This window comes from Agrobacterium bohemicum (genome assembly GCF_002896715.1).
Classification (GTDB): Bacteria; Pseudomonadota; Alphaproteobacteria; order Rhizobiales; family Rhizobiaceae; genus Agrobacterium; species Agrobacterium bohemicum.
Genome location: NZ_PGEL01000028.1, coordinates 274,854 through 291,545, shown reverse-complemented (window position 1 = coordinate 291,545; position 16,692 = coordinate 274,854). Strand labels below are relative to the sequence as shown.

The 16,692-nt window shown below is 56.1% G+C and carries 14 protein-coding genes; 3 read left to right on the top strand and 11 right to left on the bottom strand.

Annotated features, from left to right (window positions below):
* Positions 1-474 precede the first annotated feature (474 nt).
* From CUC55_RS20040 to CUC55_RS20005, 8 genes are all read right to left on the bottom strand, one after another.
* Complete coding sequence (locus tag CUC55_RS20040; protein WP_103088935.1) at positions 475-942, bottom strand: MaoC family dehydratase; 468 nt, start codon at positions 940-942, stop codon at positions 475-477.
* Positions 939-1,397 (bottom strand): MaoC family dehydratase, encoded by a 459-nt coding sequence (locus tag CUC55_RS20035; protein ID WP_245303836.1) that lies wholly within the window; start codon positions 1,395-1,397, stop codon positions 939-941. The genes CUC55_RS20040 and CUC55_RS20035 overlap by 4 nt, the downstream gene beginning before the upstream one ends.
* A 157-nt stretch (positions 1,398-1,554) precedes the next feature.
* A complete protein-coding gene (gene ychF / locus CUC55_RS20030; RefSeq protein WP_067644989.1) occupies positions 1,555-2,658 on the bottom strand; it encodes a redox-regulated ATPase YchF in 1,104 nt (367 codons plus the stop codon).
* A 114-nt stretch (positions 2,659-2,772) separates the two neighbouring features.
* Complete coding sequence (locus tag CUC55_RS20025; RefSeq protein ID WP_425352896.1) at positions 2,773-3,372, bottom strand: exopolysaccharide biosynthesis protein; 600 nt, start codon at positions 3,370-3,372, stop codon at positions 2,773-2,775.
* Between the two features lie 146 nt (positions 3,373-3,518).
* A complete protein-coding gene (pth, locus tag CUC55_RS20020; protein ID WP_067644995.1) occupies positions 3,519-4,235 on the bottom strand; it encodes an aminoacyl-tRNA hydrolase in 717 nt (238 codons plus the stop codon).
* 88 nt (positions 4,236-4,323) lie between these two features.
* A complete protein-coding gene (locus CUC55_RS20015) occupies positions 4,324-5,040 on the bottom strand; it encodes a substrate-binding periplasmic protein (protein WP_067644998.1) in 717 nt (238 codons plus the stop codon).
* Between the two features lie 23 nt (positions 5,041-5,063).
* Complete coding sequence (locus CUC55_RS20010) at positions 5,064-7,454, bottom strand: EAL domain-containing protein (protein ID WP_103088933.1); 2,391 nt, start codon at positions 7,452-7,454, stop codon at positions 5,064-5,066.
* Positions 7,455-7,748: 294 nt separating this feature from the next.
* Complete coding sequence (locus CUC55_RS20005) at positions 7,749-8,375, bottom strand: 50S ribosomal protein L25/general stress protein Ctc (RefSeq protein ID WP_067645005.1); 627 nt, start codon at positions 8,373-8,375, stop codon at positions 7,749-7,751.
* Between the two features lie 322 nt (positions 8,376-8,697).
* Here CUC55_RS20005 and CUC55_RS20000 point away from each other — a divergent pair, with 322 nt between their 5' ends.
* The 3 genes from CUC55_RS20000 to adh all read left to right on the top strand — a co-directional run bounded on the left by CUC55_RS20000 (position 8,698) and on the right by adh (position 13,486).
* Positions 8,698-10,770 (top strand): putative bifunctional diguanylate cyclase/phosphodiesterase, encoded by a 2,073-nt coding sequence (locus CUC55_RS20000; RefSeq protein WP_103088932.1) that lies wholly within the window; start codon positions 8,698-8,700, stop codon positions 10,768-10,770.
* A gap of 84 nt (positions 10,771-10,854) precedes the next feature.
* The gene (locus CUC55_RS19995; RefSeq protein ID WP_067645011.1) at positions 10,855-11,814 is read left to right on the top strand and encodes a helix-turn-helix domain-containing protein; all 960 of its coding nucleotides are present in this window, start codon (positions 10,855-10,857) and stop codon (positions 11,812-11,814) included.
* Between the two features lie 154 nt (positions 11,815-11,968).
* Positions 11,969-13,486 (top strand): aldehyde dehydrogenase, encoded by a 1,518-nt coding sequence (adh, locus tag CUC55_RS19990; protein ID WP_103088931.1) that lies wholly within the window; start codon positions 11,969-11,971, stop codon positions 13,484-13,486.
* A gap of 90 nt (positions 13,487-13,576) precedes the next feature.
* Here adh and CUC55_RS19985 read toward each other — a convergent pair whose 3' ends face one another.
* The 3 genes from CUC55_RS19985 to CUC55_RS19975 form a co-directional block, all read right to left on the bottom strand.
* Complete coding sequence (locus CUC55_RS19985) at positions 13,577-14,509, bottom strand: ribose-phosphate pyrophosphokinase (protein WP_067645017.1); 933 nt, start codon at positions 14,507-14,509, stop codon at positions 13,577-13,579.
* A 245-nt stretch (positions 14,510-14,754) separates the two neighbouring features.
* On the bottom strand, positions 14,755-15,456 hold the full coding sequence (locus tag CUC55_RS19980) for a hypothetical protein (protein WP_067645021.1): 702 nt from the start codon (positions 15,454-15,456) through the stop codon (positions 14,755-14,757).
* An 84-nt stretch (positions 15,457-15,540) separates the two neighbouring features.
* Positions 15,541-16,692, bottom strand: a complete 1,152-nt coding sequence (locus CUC55_RS19975) for a M24 family metallopeptidase (protein ID WP_103088930.1) — start codon at positions 16,690-16,692, stop codon at positions 15,541-15,543.

Here is a 16,692-nt window from a genome sequence, read left to right as displayed (position 1 = left end):
GTACTGGATGGCGAAAGAACCGGAAAGCTTTATCTGTTGTTGTGGCAGCACAGCAAAAAACGGCTCATGGCCGGCCTTACTCGCTTCAACTACAGATATGACGACCTTTACATCGCTGGCCGCAATCGTCGCATTGCGCTTGTCCATGCTATAACCGGCAAGGTGAATTTGGAGATCGAGCGTCAGGCAAAGTTTTCGAACGGTGTCATCGGTGTCATGCTGGCGCTCCAGAGTGGGGCAGAGGCCGTGGTGATCGCTGGCATAAATCCAGCCTCGAAGGGACATATCTATAATGTCGAAAACCTGGACAGAGGCCATAGTGGACCGGACCTTGCTGCATTGATGGAAATGCGGAGAAAAGGCCTTCCGGTTTACACTGCGGACCCTGATGTTGCCGAAGCGACAGGCCTGCCATTGTGGACTGGTAGTAACTGACCAGCAAGGTCTGGCCGAACCGATCGCACCCAACTGGCGTTACTCGAATTCCAGAACATTGCTCTCGAAGGTTACGACCGCCTTGCCATGCTGGTTCACGCCCTCGTTGAGCGCTGTATTCATATGCATACCTGGCCGGGATGCGAGCGGGCGAGACGCGATCATGGTTGTGAAATAGGTCACGTCGTCACCCGCATAGACTGGACGTAGCCATCTGAGATTGCGAAAACCGGGCGAGGGGCCAAGTTTTGGCGGCTCTATCCCTTCTGCGTGCAGCCTCGCAACTTCCTGTACCCAATAGTCCAGAAANCATTTCATCCAGGAGGCACTGGTCTGCCAGCCGGAGGCGCAGAGCCCTTCGAAGATCGAGTTTTTNGCTGCAGCGGCGTCCAGATGGAAGGGCTGCGGGTCGAATTTCTCGGCGTAGCGAATAATGGATTCAGCTGAGAAATGCACAGTGCCGAGTTCGATTTNGACGTCACTTGGGTATAGCTCGATGAACCTCATGATGCGGCCCTCTCGGTGCTGGTGGCCAGCATCGCGTTCAATTCCACAACGCAGACCGTTTCGCCGCGCTGGTTCTGCAATTCGTGCCGCAGTTTGACGACACCCATCTCAGGCCGGGATCGAGACACACGCTGCTCCAGGACCGTCGATGTTCCACTCAGCGTGTCCCCGGCAAGCACGGGCCTCTTCCATTCGACGTAATCGACACCAAGCCCTGCCTGAGAGGGGGACTGACCGAGGTAGCTGTCCACCGTCATGCGCATCAACATGCCACATGTGTGCCAGCCCGACGCCGCGAGCCCGCCCAGAATGCTTGCTTTACCCGCTTCTTCGGACAGGTGCATGGGTTGCGGATCGAATTCAGTGGCGAAGTCGATGACCTCGTCCGCGGTCACTGTTTTGGGTCCAAGCGGAAAGCTCCGACCTGGCGTGAAATCCTCAAAAGCATATTTCACCGGCGAACTCCTCCTTCGCTGAGATGTGTTTGCCAGCGTAGCGTAACTCTATCTTTNACGTAAAGGTAAAAATTGGTGGGGGACCGGCTGATGTCGGTGACTTCAAATGAATAGGCCCGCGACGAAGCGCGGGCCAATATGGCTGATGGAAGTCGGTTCAGGTGTTGAACCGGAAGTGGATCACGTCGCCGTCGTGAACGACATATTCCTTGCCTTCGTCGCGGCCCTTGCCCGCTTCCTTCGCGCCGACTTCGCCCTTGAAAGCAACGTAGTCGTCATAGGCAATGGTGAAGGCGCGGATGAAGCCGCGTTCGAAATCGGTGTGGATGACGCCAGCAGCACCCGGTGCCTTGGTGCCGCGCACGATAGTCCACGCGCGCGTTTCCTTGGGCCCTACGGTGAAGTAGGTGATGAGGTCGAGCAATTGGTAGCCGGCACGGATCAGACGGTCGAGACCGGCTTCTTCCAGACCCAGAGCCGAAAGAAATTCTTTCGATTCTTCGTCAGGCAGCTGCGCGACTTCCGACTCAATGGCTGCGGAAATGATCACGCATTCCGCGCCTTGCGCCTTTGCCATTTCGGCCACGGCCTTGGTATGTTCGTTGCCATCCACGGCATCGGCTTCCGCTACGTTGCAGACGTAAAGCACAGGATGCGAGGTCAGAAGGTTCAGACCCTTCAGCACTTCGATCTCGTCATCTGCAAGTGTCTTCAACAGCAGGCGGGCAGGCTTGCCGTCGTTCAGCAGCTTGATGACCGCCTCCATGACGGGCAATTGCGCCAGCGAATCCTTGTCCTTGGAAGACGCACGCTTGCGGGTCTGTTCCACGCGGCGCTCAAGGCTTTCAAGGTCGGCCAGCATCAATTCGGTTTCGATCGTATCGGCATCGCCGACCGGATTGATGCGACCTTCGACGTGGGTGATGTCATCGTCTTCGAAGCAGCGCAGCACGTGAACGACGGCATCGACTTCACGGATGTTGGCGAGGAACTTGTTGCCCAGACCTTCACCCTTGGAAGCGCCACGCACCAGACCGGCAATATCCACGAAGGAGATGCGGGTCGGGATGATTTCCTTGGAGCCTGCAATATCGGCCAGCACCTTCATGCGCGGGTCCGGCACGGCCACTTCGCCGGTGTTGGGCTCGATGGTGCAGAAAGGATAGTTTGCTGCCTGAGCCGCCGCCGTCTTCGTTAGCGCATTGAAGAGTGTGGACTTGCCGACATTCGGCAGACCGACGATACCACATTTAAAGCCCATGGCTTGAACCTGCCTCTATTTAAAGAATTCCGTTAGCGAGCCTTTTGCGGAAACGGTCGAGCAAGGTCAAGCCTTGTTGCGGCAAACCATCCGGATTCCCCGCAAATGAAGCGGTTATACCGTTGCCTGACCCAAGCCGAACCAAGCCGAAATCAAAGACCAGCCGCCATAGATTATCGCCCCGCTGGTCAGTACGGAGAGGATGGCGAGCACAAGGCCTGTCAACACCGCGAGATCATCTCGCTGCGCCAAGCCAAGCGCGATGGCCAGCACGGCAAGTCCCGGAAGCATGTTACCAAAGGGAATGGGCAGCGCAATCAGTACAGCCATCAGAAAAATGACGATGCCGATGGAGACATGCCCCAGATATTTCGCCAGCACATGGCCGCGTGGACGCAGCAATGCCTCAAGCTTCGCCAGACGGGGTGCCGCCTTGTCCGCTGTCATCTGAATAATGGTGCGGGACACCGAAAGTCGCCCTAGAAAGCCTGGCAGCACCAACCGTCGCGATCCAAAAATAATCTGGAGAGACAGAATGGCAAGCGCTGTACCAAAANTCATGCCCGCAGGGATGCCGGGTGTTGGGACGATGGCGGGAATGGCGAACACGACCAATACGAAGGCAATTGCCTGATCACCAAGCTTTTCCAGCAGGCTATCCAACGAGATTTTGTCAGGCAATCCCTCCGGGAGGCGTTTCAACGCCGCGGCCATGCTTTGGTGGCGCGATGTTTCATCCATGCGAAGTGTTTTCTGGCTGCGAGGAGACCGACCGGGGAAATGCGTTTGATTTTATCATCAGCGTGAAATGGGGATGCGGGGAGAAGTTTCAAGCAGCGAGAAGAATGCGCGCTGCAATCTTAATCCTTCTTGCCGAACATCCGCTTCAACATCTCTGCCATGGGTCCCGTTTCCGGCAGCTTTTTTGGCTGAGCGGAGTTGCGGGCCTGGTGGATGTGTGATTGCGCGGCGGGTTTTGCCGCTGTCGCTGCTTTTTTCTCTTCCGATTTGACCCCGACAGCCAGTGCGAGCTTGTTCATCAGTTGCGAGTCTTCGCCTTTGATAAGCATTTCAGCGTTGTCGGCAATAGCGTCGATTAACGGCTCCAGCCAGACTTTGTCGCTCTTGGCAAAGTCACCCAGGACATGGCCGTTCACACGCTCCTTGTCTCCGGGGTGGCCGATGCCCAACCGCAGGCGTCGGTACTCCTTTCCGCAATGGGCGTCGATGGATTTCAAGCCGTTGTGGCCGCCATGGCCACCGCCGGTCTTGATCCGCACGCGGCCAGCAACGATGTCCAGCTCATCATGGATAGCGATGATGTCAGACGTCTTCAGCTTGTAAAAGCGCATGGCTTCCCCAACGGATTCGCCGGAAAGGTTCATGAATGTCAGCGGCTTTAACAGCAGCACTTTCTCACCGGCGATTTCTCCCTCGGAAATCTCGGCCTTGAACTTCTTCGACCAGGGAGAAAANGAGGGCAGGCGCTGCAGGGCATCGACAGCCATAAAGCCGATATTGTGCCGGTTGCTCGCATATTGCGTGCCGGGGTTGCCGAGGCCTGCAATGATGATCATGGACGTTTCCGCTTTGGTTCGATGGACAGTTGTCCTTCACCACCGAAAAAACCGTCGAGTGTCAACTTTTTTGTCTGTTGGCTGAAGTTTAAGGCCGAATAACAAGGCCATATTTTTCATAAATCCGGCGTTGGCTTCCATCTGCAATGAGGTCATCGAGTATACTCTGCATCTTACGGATCATGCCGTCAGGGACGGATGTATGGCAGGCCATTCCCAGCGTTTGGTGAGTCAAAACGATGACTTCCACGAACTCGCCCGGTGGCAATGTCCTCAAAGCACTTTCCGACATCGGCATCAGGTCGATCCGGCCCGCGTTGAGTTTCGCCAGCGTCTTGTCGAAATCGGCGCTGAGGTCGATGCGTGGAAAGCCCAGCGATTTCAAAACCGCTTCGGTATAGTCGGTACGCTGCGTCCCCACCGTATAGGCCTTGGCATCCTCCAGCGTGTTGACGCTCAGGTGCGCGCCACTGCGTGCAACCAGAATATTCCGGTCTGTATGAATAGGTGACACCCATTTGAAGCGGTGTTCGCGCTCAGCTGTGCGGGCGGCTGCGACGACGCAATGCATCGGTTCGGTTTCGGCCCGTGCCAGGGCCCGCGCCCAAGGCAGTATGGTAGCTTCGTAATCGATATCTGCGCGTTCCGATATGATCTTCAGTTGATCCATATACACGCCGGTTGGCTGCCCGTCGGTGTCGCGAAAATTGTAAGGCGGGTATTCTTCGGTAGATATATATAGGCGTTCGGCCAACACTGGCGGAGCCACTGCAAACATCATCAATGCCAGTAGGGTTTGCCACATTGACGTTCATCCTCCCCGATGAATTATGTCCCGACTTTCGCTGTGATCTCTTCGTTTTGCTGCTCGAAAGCGGCGATATATACGCTGACTGGTTGCGGTCTAGCGAAAAGATATCCCTGGCCGCAATCGACACCGATCTCCTTCAGCATCGCTTCCTGCTCACGCGTTTCAATGCCTTCGGCAATCACTATACAGTTCATCTTGTGAGAAATCGCGCTGATTCCTTCCACAAGCATACGACTTCTGTGGCTGATTTCCGGCACCTCGTCGCGTATTGAGCGCGTGAAGGACTGGTCGATCTTGACGATATCGATCGGAAACCGGTTCAGATAGCTGAGCGAAGAGTAACCTGTGCCGAAATCATCGAGAGCGATGCGGCATCCCAGTTCCCTGATGGCACTCAGCACAGCGCGGACTTGCGGGTCGTCGTGCATCAATACCGCTTCGGTGATCTCCACCACCAGCCGGCTGGGNATGATGCCATGGCGGTAGAGGAGGCCAGCAATTCGTGTCGGTAGGCCGGGCTCGAACTGCAAGGCAGAGAAATTCACAGCGACATAGACGTTTTCCAGCCCCGGAAGTTTTGAAAGAGCCGCCAGGTTACGGATAGAGTGGTCGAGAATGGCGTTGCCGATCCGCTGAATCATGCCATTTTCCTCGGCGACGTTGATGATGGCGGCGGGCGGCAAAATGCCCTTGCGCGGATGATTGAGCCGCATCAGGGCTTCGAAACCAACTGTTTCGCCATTCGTCATGTTCCGGATTGGCTGGAAGTGGGCCTCCAGCCAGTCTGATTCCAAGGCCTGCTCGATATCCTGTTCCAGTTCCGCGCGTTCCCGCGCCTCATTCATGATGGCAGGGTCGAACATCTGTGCCCCGTTCTTACCTGCACGCTTTCTATTGTACATGGCCAGATCGGAGTTCTGGAGAAGTTCGGACGCAGTCTTCGCGTGGGTTGGGTAGAGTGCCAGGCCGATACTCGCACTCAGACGGACGCTGTGTCCGATCGCGTCGAGTGGTTTGTCGAAAATGGCGCAGATTTCATCGCAGATCTGGGTGGCGCGGCTTTCCGTCGTAGGTCCGGCCAGCAAANTAGCAAACTCATCGCCACCAAGGCGAGACGCGCTGTCGAGTGGCGTCAGCAAGCTTTTCAGTCGCTCCACGAATGTCTTGAGGACGGCATCTCCGGCAGCGTGGCCGAGATTGTCGTTGATGATCTTGAACCGGTCCAGATCGATGAAAAGGCAGGCAAGCTCGGTGCCGTTTTTATCCGCCTCGAGGATTTTCTCGTCCAGGATAGCTTCGAAACCCTGACGGTTGAAAAGACCGGTCAGGTGATCGGTGATGGCCTGCAGTCGGTTGCGGTGTTCTGAACGGCGAAGCTCCGTCACGTCGGTCATGACGCTCAAGCTTTCGGAACGATGATGACTATCGCCGAGGCTCAGGGCCTTTTCTGCGATGAGGACGTCCATCAGACGGCCATCGTTGCACTGGAAGCGAACCGTCAGGTCCGGGCTGCCGGCCATTCCTCCGGTATCTTCGCTATTATGTTTGCGCAGGACAAAGCGGGCGCGATCTTCATGCGTGATCAGATCGGCAAAGCCGTGGCCCAGAATCTCGTCGCGACTATAGCCGGTCGCCTCAACCCAATAATCGCTGACGGCGGCTATCCGGTCTGCGGGATCGAGAGAAANGAGCATCGCTGGTGTGTGATTGTAAATTTCCGTGGTGCGTCTGTGCGCCTTCTTGATTTCCTGCTCTTCGCGATCCAGTTGAATCTGCATCTCATTGAAGCTCTTCGCCAATCGCCCCATTTCATCCGTGGAACGCCAGTCGACATGGTGGCGAGACCCGAGCCGACGCGTCGCCTCGATCGCGGCGGTCAGCCTCAGCAATGGTTTCATCACCATCAATCGGTTGCCGATGATGGCGGCGGCGAAAACCGTCAGAATAGCCACGATGAAGATCGAGATGAACGCAAGCTCGATGCTGCTCATCGAGTTGAGCATGCCGACATTCTGGAAGAATACGGTGATGGATCCGACCTTGGTATCTCCATCGAGGTTTTNGTACATGATATCGCGGGTGATCGACGATGTATCGCCAGACATTGTCCGGCCCGCAGTCTGGGTAATGTCGAGTTGGCCGAACGTATCGCGCACCTTGACCATGTAAACCGCAGGGTCTGTCACAAGTGTTCCGGTTATCTGATTGATGCTGTCGTCATCGAGATCCCACAAGGGGCGGCCTAGTGCCTGCGAATTGGCGACGAGCAATATTTCAAGCCGGTCTTTCTGACTGGCAATGGAGTCATGATAGGAGAGCATCAGCACGATGGTGAAAAGCGGAGCAACCAGTGCCAGAAGGACGCCAGAAACAATTGCGATAAAGCGGCTTTCTACGGAATGGGTCATCTGTTGATACTATCGTCCCTTACCTCTAAAACCCTTGCCGCGCCAATTCCCAGCCTACGCGATAAAAAGTCCAACCCTGAAACACATGCGGTATTCACTTTTTAAATGATGCAGTTCGGTTCCCCGAACGTGCGAATATTGAAGTCCTAAACCTAAAGTTTTGACTTATCGTTTCCGGGTATGATTAATCGTTGCTAAACAAGGGAGTTAAGTTTCAGCGGGGATCAACGCGGCATAAAAAATGCCCCGCATCTTTCGATACGAGGCATTGGTAGCGGTACGATACCGAATGAATTATTCGGACTTGTCGTCTTCTTCTGTCGCGACTGTTTCTTCGGCTTCGTCAACGATCGCAACGACTGGTGGCACGATGGTTGCGATGGTGAAGTCGCGGTCGGTGATGACAGGTACGACGTTCTTCGGCAGGGTAACCTGCGAGATGTGAACGCTGTCGCCAACCTTGAGGCCGTCGAGGTCAACGGTGATCGCATCAGGAATGTCGTTTGCCGGTACGTGGGCTTCGACAGTGTGACGAACGATGTTGAGAACGCCACCCTTCTTGATGTCCGACTTTTCTTCGTTGATGAAGTGAACCGGAATTTCAACCGTAACCTGCGAGTTGCCGGATACGCGCAGGAAGTCTACGTGCACCATGAAATCGCGGACTGGGTCGCGCTGGTAGTCCTTTGGCAGGACCTTGTACTTCTTGCCGTCAACGTCGAGCGTTGCGACGGTGGTCATGAAACCGCCGGCCTGAACGCGCTTTGTGACTTCATTGGTCGAGATCGCGATAGAAATTGGGGCTTGCTTGTCACCATAGATGACAGCAGGAATCAAACCGTTGCGACGTAGTTCACGAGAGGACCCCTTACCAACTCGTTCGCGCGCTTCGGCCTTGAGCTCATAAGTCTCTTTGCTCATGGCATAATCCTTTTAGGTTGTCTGGAGAGTTCGTTCCGGCGTGCCGGATCGAACTGGAGAAGACTTTTGAAAAGCCGTCTCGCCCGCGTTGCCTCCAAGGGTGTCTACACGGTTGCGGGCGCTATAATATAAAGAAGGCGTAAAGGCAAGGGTAGCAGAGCCTTGAGAAACAATCTCTTCCGCTCGCGTCCGGATTTCATTGTGCCAGCGCTACCTCTATCGGAAGGCGAGTATTTTAATTCTTGCTTATCTATGTCGGTAAACGCCGTAAAANCGAGATCACCATTATAGTCTGAAACAATTCAACAGACGCGTGATGTCAATGTATCAAATTCTGAGCTGCCTGGCCATAGACCATGACATTCGCTACACGATAGCAGCTGTCACCATTTGCGTGATGGGATGCTTTTTGACCATGCGTCTTTTCGCTCGCTCGCGCCAATCGGCGGCCATTCAGCGGGCGAACTGGTTGTTTCTGGCGGGCATGATTGGCGGCACGACGATCTGGACCACGCATTTCGTGGCCATGCTGGGTTATCAGGCGCCTGGGAATGTCGGGTTTCTTCCAGGCTTTACCGGGCTTTCCTTCATCATTTCCGTGGCGGCAACAACGGCGGGCTTTGCCATTGCCACCTATGGCGGCAACACGCTGCTTGCTGAAGGCGGCGGCCTCGTCGTCGGGCTTGGCATAGCGTGCATGCACTACACCGGAATGGCGGCCTATACCGTTCAAGGTTCATTGGTCTGGGAACCGGTCTATGTCGTCGCGTCGATGGTATTTGGCGGCGTGTTCGGCATGCTGGCAACAAACCGGGTCGTTCGTCCCGTGAACTGGTTTNGCAAATATAGCGGCATGACGTTTCTTGTGCTGGGTATTGCCCTGACGCACTTCACGGCAATGGCCGCATTCTCGGTCTCCTTCAATCCTGCAATGACGATAGCACCGTCGCTGGTTTCGCCAAGCCTTATGGGTGGTAGCGCAATCATCATCACCTTCGTCCTGCTTGCCTTCGGATTTTCCACCTATGTGATCGATTCTCAGGCCAGCTTGCAGGCTGTCGAGCGGTATCGTCACCTGTCCCTGCATGATGCGCTGACCGGCATTCCCAACCGCGCGGCATTTCATGAACATTTGCAAGCCCTGTTGAAGCGTAGCAACGATCCGACAACGCGCATCGCACTTCTGTCGTTCGACCTCAATCGCTTCAAGGAAATCAACGACGTTCACGGCCACGGGGCAGGGGATGCGGTGCTGCGCTCGCTGGCAGACCGCATGAGTTCCATTCTTCGCCCTGGAGAATTCGTCGCGCGTGTCGNTGGCGATGAGTTCGTCGCGGTCTTGCACCGGTATTACGGGCGCAACGATGGTATCGAGTTTGCCCATCGGCTGTTGGGTGAGGTCGTCAAGCCGATAGAGTGGCACGAAACAAGTCTGTCGGTTGGCGCAAGCGTTGGTATCGCGATTGGCAATTTTAGCACGAAAACCGCCGACACCTTGATTTCGCAGGCGGATGTGGCGATGTACCGCGCCAAAAGTGACGTGACCGGTACGATTTGCTTTTATGACAAATCCATGGACGAGGCGTCCCGCGCGCGCAGTGCGCTGGCGGTCAGCATGCGTTCAGGACTGAGCAAAGGTGCATTCGAGCTTTATTTNCAGCAGCAAAACGACACGACGACCGGCGCAATCGTCGGGTTTGAGGTGTTGCTGCGCTGGAACCACCCCGAACGCGGAATGATTTCGCCAGCCGAATTCATTCCGATTGCGGAGCAGACCGGCTTCATCATCGAGATGGGCGAGTGGGTTTTGCGCGAGGCGTGTCTCCACGCAGTGCGCTGGAGAAACCCTCTAAGCATTGCTGTCAACGTTGCGCCGTTGCAGCTTTCGGATTCCGATTTCGTCAAGAAGGTGCAACGGATTCTCGAGGAGACAGGCCTTGAGCCCAAACGGCTCGAACTCGAAATCACCGAGAGCGGGATTATTGCAGACCACCGTCATGCGTTGCTGACAATACGCCGTTTGAAATCGTTGGGGGTCCGCATCGCCATGGATGATTATGGCACCGGCTACTCTTCACTCTCGACATTGCAGAGCTTTCCGTTCGACAAGATAAAGATCGACCGCGGTTTCGTGGAAGGGCTTGGCACCAACGTCCAGTCTCAGGCCATCGTCCGCTCCACCTTGATCCTTGCCAACAGCCTCAACATTCCGGTTTTGGCAGAGGGCGTGGAAACACAGGTGCATCTGGAGTTCCTGCGCCGTGAAGGGTGTCAGCACGTTCAAGGTTTCTATTACGGACGTCCGGGACCGGCGATTACAATCGACGCCATCGTGAACTGGGTTTCCCCAGGCGATGAACTTCCTCAAANTGACGTACTGCCGCTGGCAAGCTGATTTCCGTATCCGCCAATAACACTTTATTTNGTTGAAAGAGACACGCATCAGGCGCACCATCCCGGTAAATCTCGGGAGGAGACCATGTCTATCAGCACGGCTCATGCGGACCATGTGTATCAAAGTGCCAACCAGCCGTCGGCGGCGGCCAGTTCGCCCATCATCGCGTCTTGGCGGCGCTGCATGACCATGCATCATCTGGCTCCGGAAAAAGGCAGCGAGCCGATTTTTCTGGCCGATGCCGAGTTTCGCAGAGCGCGGGAGATCTCTGCCAGACTGATTGCTGAAAGTGCCGATGAACTGGACCGTATTTTTCTGAGCGTCGGCAAGGCTGGATGCTGCCTGCTTTTGACCGATGCCGATGGCGTGGCGCTGGAGCGGCGCGGTGCCACCACCGATGATCAGGACTTTCGCCAGTTGGGTCTCTGGTCCGGTGCAGTCTGGAGCGAAGCCAGCGTCGGGACTAATGGCATTGGCACGGCGCTAGCAGACGAGCGCTCCGTGACCATTTACCGTGATCAGCATTTCTTCTCCTCCAACATCAGCCTTTGCTGCACAACAGCGCCCATTCGGGATCATCTCGGCCAAGTGACCGGTGCGCTGGACATTTCCACCTGCCGGGATGACGTCAACGAACTAACCTTCTCCATGTTGACGCAGGCCGTGCGTGACGCGGCACAACGCATAGAGGGCAATCTATTCCGTCGTGCTTTTCCCGGTGCACGTATCCTCATGCTGCCATCTGGAAACTCCACCTCTCTGTCCCTTTTGGCGGTTGATCAGGACGACATCATTCTCGGAGCAACCCGTGCCGCCCGTCTGGCGCTGCACCTTGATGATCTCAGGCTCGCGGCAGGAATTCCCGCATCCGATGCCTTGCGGGAGGAGCGGCATGACAAAGGCGCGGAGCTTGCCGATGCGGAAAGGGCTGCGCTGCGCCGGGTACTGTCCCGTGCCAACGGCAATATCACGCAGGCTGCTGTCCTACTTGGCATCAGCAGAGCCACGCTTCACCGCAAGATGAAGAAGCTTTCGGTTCACTAACGCTGATGTCATATTCTTGGATTGCGCTGTCGCAGATGTGAAACACAGTGCAGTGCGGAATATCGTTGCGCCTCTTTGCTTCTATCAAATCTGCGCCCACCTTCCTGTCACGCGATCAAACAAAGGATCGCATTTCATCAGGGAGGATGAACTCATGAACATTCAGGTCCAGCAAAAGGCCGGTGAAGCGCCGTTCAAGCTCAAATATGGCAACTACATCGGCGGTGAGTGGGTGGAGCCCAAATCAGGCCGCTATATGGATAACCTGTCTCCGGTGACAGGCCAGAAGATTTGCGAAGTGCCGCGTTCGGACGCCAGCGACATCGAATTTGCGCTCGACGCAGCCCATAAGGCCCGCGCCACCTGGGGCCAGACCAGCGCTACCGAGCGCTCCAACATTCTTCTGAAANTCGCCCAGCGCATTGAAGACAATCTCGAGCTTATCGCCCGTGCAGAAACATGGGACAACGGCAAGCCCCTGCGTGAAACGACAAATGCCGACATTCCGCTGGCCATTGATCATTTCCGCTATTTTGCGGGTTGTATTCGTGCACAGGAAGGCTCGATCGGCCAGATCGACAATGACACAGTGGCCTATCATTNCCACGAGCCGCTGGGTGTCGTCGGCCAGATCATCCCTTGGAACTTTCCGATCCTGATGGCGACGTGGAAGCTCGCTCCAGCGCTTGCTGCCGGTAACTGCGTTGTGCTGAAGCCTGCGGAACAAACCCCCGCGTCGATCCTACTGGTCATGGAGCTGATCGAGGACCTGTTGCCGCCGGGTGTCGTCAACATCGTCAATGGCCTTGGCCTTGAGGCTGGCAAGCCGCTGGCGCAGAGCAATCGCATCGCCAAGATCGCCTTTACCGGCTCTACCTCCGTCGGCAAGGAGATCATGCGATATGCTGCGGACAACGTGACGAACATCACGCTGGAGCTGGGCGGTAAGTCCCCAAACATCTTCTTCGCAGATGTGATGAACGAGGACGACGCGTTTCTCGACAAGGCGTTGGAAGGCTTTGCGATGTTTGCGCTCAATCAGGGTGAGGTCTGCACATGCCCATCGCGCGCTCTGGTGCACGAATCCATCTATGACCGTTTCATGGAAAAGGCCATCAAGCGTGTCGAAGCGATCAGTCAGGACGATCCGCTGAATGCATCGACCATGATCGGCGCTCAGGCTTCTCAGGAACAGTTCGACAAGATCATGAGCTATCTTGAGATCGGCAAGAAGGAAGGCGCCAAAGTGCTGACCGGCGGTGACAAGAAATCGCTCTCCGGCAATCTCAAAGACGGTTTCTACATTCAGCCGACGGTCTTTGAGGGCAACAACAAGATGCGCGTTTTCCGGGAGGAAATCTTTGGGCCGGTTGTGTCGGTAACGACCTTCAAGACCGTTGAAGAGGCCATCGAGATCGCCAATGACACGGTTTACGGCCTGGGTGCCGGTGTCTGGAGCCGTGATACCAATCTTGCCTACCGAGCAGGTCGTGGCATCGAAGCTGGTCGCGTCTGGACCAATTGCTACCATGCCTATCCAGCCGGTGCCGCCTTCGGTGGTTACAAGCAGTCCGGTATTGGTCGCGAAACGCACAAGATGATGCTCGACCACTATCAGCAGACCAAGAATCTGCTGGTTTCCTACAGCCCCAACAAGCTCGGCTTCTTCTGAGCCGGAGCCGATTGGTTCGAGACGTTTGAAAATAAGAAAAGCCGGAGTTCTTTGCTCCGGCTTTTTCTATTCATGTTTTAGATGGGATATTTAGTCGAAGAGACCCGAAACCGACTGCTCAAGCGATGTGCGGTTAATGGCTTCACCCAGCAGGGCGGCCGTGGTGATGACGCGGATGTTCGGGGCAGACTGCACGCTCGTCGTCGGCTGAATGCTGTCGGTGATGACGAGTTCGCGCAGTTTGGAAGATGCGATGCGCGCAACAGCGCCACCCGAGAGAACGCCGTGCGTGATATAGGCCGTGACGCTGGTTGCACCATTCTTCAGCAGTGCTTCTGCGGCATTGCACAGAGTACCACCGGAATCGACGATATCATCGACAAGAATGCAATCCTTGCCGGCGACGTCACCGATGATGTTCATGACTTCGGATTCACCCGGACGATCGCGACGTTTGTCAACGATGGCCAGCAGACAGTCGAGGCGTTTTGCCAGCGAACGGGCGCGGACCACACCACCGACATCCGGGGAAACGACCATCAGGTTCGCAAGGTCGTAATGTTCCTTCACATCGCGCGCCAGAATAGGCATGGCGATAAGGGTATCGGTCGGAATGTCGAAGAAGCCCTGGATTTGCCCGGCGTGAAGATCAAGCGTCAGAACGCGGTCTGCACCGGCTTCAGTGATGAGGTTGGCAACGAGCTTTGCCGAAATCGGCGTGCGCGGTCCAGCTTTACGGTCCTGACGGGCATAGCCGAAATAGGGAAGAACTGCGGTGATGCGGCGTGCCGAGGAACGACGCATGGCGTCGATCATGATCAGCAGTTCCATCAGGTGGTCATTGGCCGGGAAAGAGGTGGGCTGTACGATGAAGATGTCTTCACCACGCACGTTTTCGCTGATTTCTACGAAAATTTCCTGGTCGGCAAACCGCCTTACGGTAGCATTTCCCAGGGGAACATTAAGATACTTGCAGATCGCTTCGGCCAGATGCCGGTTCGAATTGCCTGCGAAAACCTTCATTGTTGCCGCCTGTTTTAATGCCATCGCCTGAGATCCGACAAAGACGTTACTCTTTGTAGTCCGTGCGTCGTTCAACGGGGAGGAATACCCGACCCGAAGGGTGCCGGACATGCCGTTTTGCCATGGGCGCCTTAATAGCGGGGTTGCCCGTGAATGCAAGAGGTCAGAGGGTGATACCCTTAATTTNCATGAAANCTTTGTGACTTAGGCGGTATCAACAGGTTTCATCCACAATTTCAGCTGGTCTATCCCCGTTGAGACTGTTTCCAGGACTGGTAGTCGTTGAGCGTTTTGGCAGCGATCTTCTGCATGGCGGTATCTGTGACGGCGGACCAGGGGTCGTTGCCGCGACCGGCTACCGTTTCCTCCCCCTGCAGGCGGTGAAGTCGCGCTCCATTGGCATCCAGGATATCCCAGACATAAACGATGGTGACGTTGGAACCATCGGCGAAGGCTGAAAGATATCCCTTCAGGATGTTCTCTGCGGACGTGTCACTCGACGGGCGAATGGTGAGACCCTTCGCCCGAGCTTCAGCGCCCAGTTGACGCGACAGCGGCGTCACGGCCTGAACGGGTGCGCCGATGATGGGCAGGAAGCGGATGGTGCCGGACGCTGAACCGGATGGCAGGGAGGCGGTTTGTGTCTGCGGCTGTGCCGGGGCCGTTTGTTGCGCCACCGGTTCTCCGAACTGGGCGCCGCTCGTCATCGCCTGCGCTTGAGCCTGACGGGTGTTTTGCGGCGCATAAGCTGGCACCTGAGAGGAAACAACGCTCGGGGAACGGTCGGCTGCGGCGGCCATCTGGTCCAGATCGCCCTGATTGACCGGGGTCGATTGGGTGTTGCTATGACCCACATCGACCTGCGGTGTCAGCGCATCCGTCGTATTGCAGGCCGATAATACCAAGGCGAGACCTGGGATTGCCATGACTACCCCTAGCCGCCGCATGCCATATATCCCCTCATAAAGTGCTCCGTCGTTCCCTGATCGCAAACAATGTACGGTTCGACCTCGACGCGAGTCAAATCGAGATTAGACCGCTAGCAAATCAAGGCTGTGGCGAGACAGGGATTCCGGCGCACCTTCCGTGGTGAGGTAGGTTTGACCCAGCGTCATGGCGAAGCCCGAGTCGCTGTCCATGATGATCATGTGTACGAAGAGCGTCATGTTAGGCAGAATTTCCTGCGTATTGCCCGCGTAGAACATCTGATGCTCCATCCATGATGGCGAGAAGCGCGCACCCAGCGAATAACCGCAGGCATTTAGACGATGGCGCGTCAGTCCGCGCTCGTCCATGATGCGCGCGTGAACGTCGAAAACGTCTCCGAACGTGTTGCCGGGGCGCAGGACTTCTTCGATTGCACGGATGTTTTCAGCGCAGGCATTGTAAAGCTCCTTTTGGCGGAACTCGACCTCACCGATGACGACTGTCCGCATCATGGCGGCATGGTAGTGGGCGCTGACGCCCGCCCATTCCAGCGTCAACTGATCCTTCTCGTCCAGCTTGCGACGCCCGGCTTTGTAACGGCAAAGAAGGGCATCCGGGCCAGAACCGATGATGAATTCATTGGCAGGGTAATCGCCACCGCCCGCAAAAACCGCGCCTTGCATGGCCGCAAGAATATCGGCCTCATCAGCGCCAGGCGCAATGATCTTGAGCGCGGCGTCCAGCGCATCATCCGCCAGCGCGCCGGCGCGCTTGGCATAGGCCACTTCCGCCGGGCTTTTGACGAGACGCAGTCCGCTGACGACGGCTGATGCATCGATGATCTGGCAGAAGCTGGAAAGCTGGTTGTCGAGAAGACGCGCAACTCGGCCCGTCATGCCATGGGTGTCGAACTCGATGCCGATGCGGCAACCCAGCAGATCCATGTCGCTCAGCAGGTTTTTGAGATCAAGCGTCGGATCGGCGTTGAGACGATCCACCCAGATGACGATGTTTTCGATATTGGATGTCTGACGCGCCTGCCGCAAATCGGCCGAGCGTGTCAAAAGCGTCATGGTGCCATCGGCCTTGACGATCAACGTCTGGAAAANGCAGTAGCCGAACGTGTCATATCCCGTCAGCCAGTACATGCTTTCCTGGGCAAACAGCAAGATTGCATCCAGCTTTTCTTCCGCCATCTTCTCAGTCAGGCGGGCGCGGCGTGCCTCGAATTCGGCGGCATCGAAGTGCAAGGCCAT

Excerpts from the sequence above, each read along its gene's own strand:
- CUC55_RS19995 (WP_067645011.1), top strand. The coding sequence starts at position 10,855 with ATGTCTATCAGCACGGCTCATGCGGACCATGTGTATCAAAGTGCCAAC.
- ychF (WP_067644989.1), bottom strand. The coding sequence starts at position 2,658 with ATGGGCTTTAAATGTGGTATCGTCGGTCTGCCGAATGTCGGCAAGTCC.
- CUC55_RS20015 (WP_067644998.1), bottom strand. The coding sequence starts at position 5,040 with ATGTGGCAAACCCTACTGGCATTGATGATGTTTGCAGTGGCTCCGCCA.
- CUC55_RS19980 (WP_067645021.1), bottom strand. The coding sequence starts at position 15,456 with ATGCGGCGGCTAGGGGTAGTCATGGCAATCCCAGGTCTCGCCTTGGTA.
- CUC55_RS19985 (WP_067645017.1), bottom strand. The coding sequence starts at position 14,509 with ATGAAGGTTTTCGCAGGCAATTCGAACCGGCATCTGGCCGAAGCGATC.
- CUC55_RS20005 (WP_067645005.1), bottom strand. The coding sequence starts at position 8,375 with ATGAGCAAAGAGACTTATGAGCTCAAGGCCGAAGCGCGCGAACGAGTT.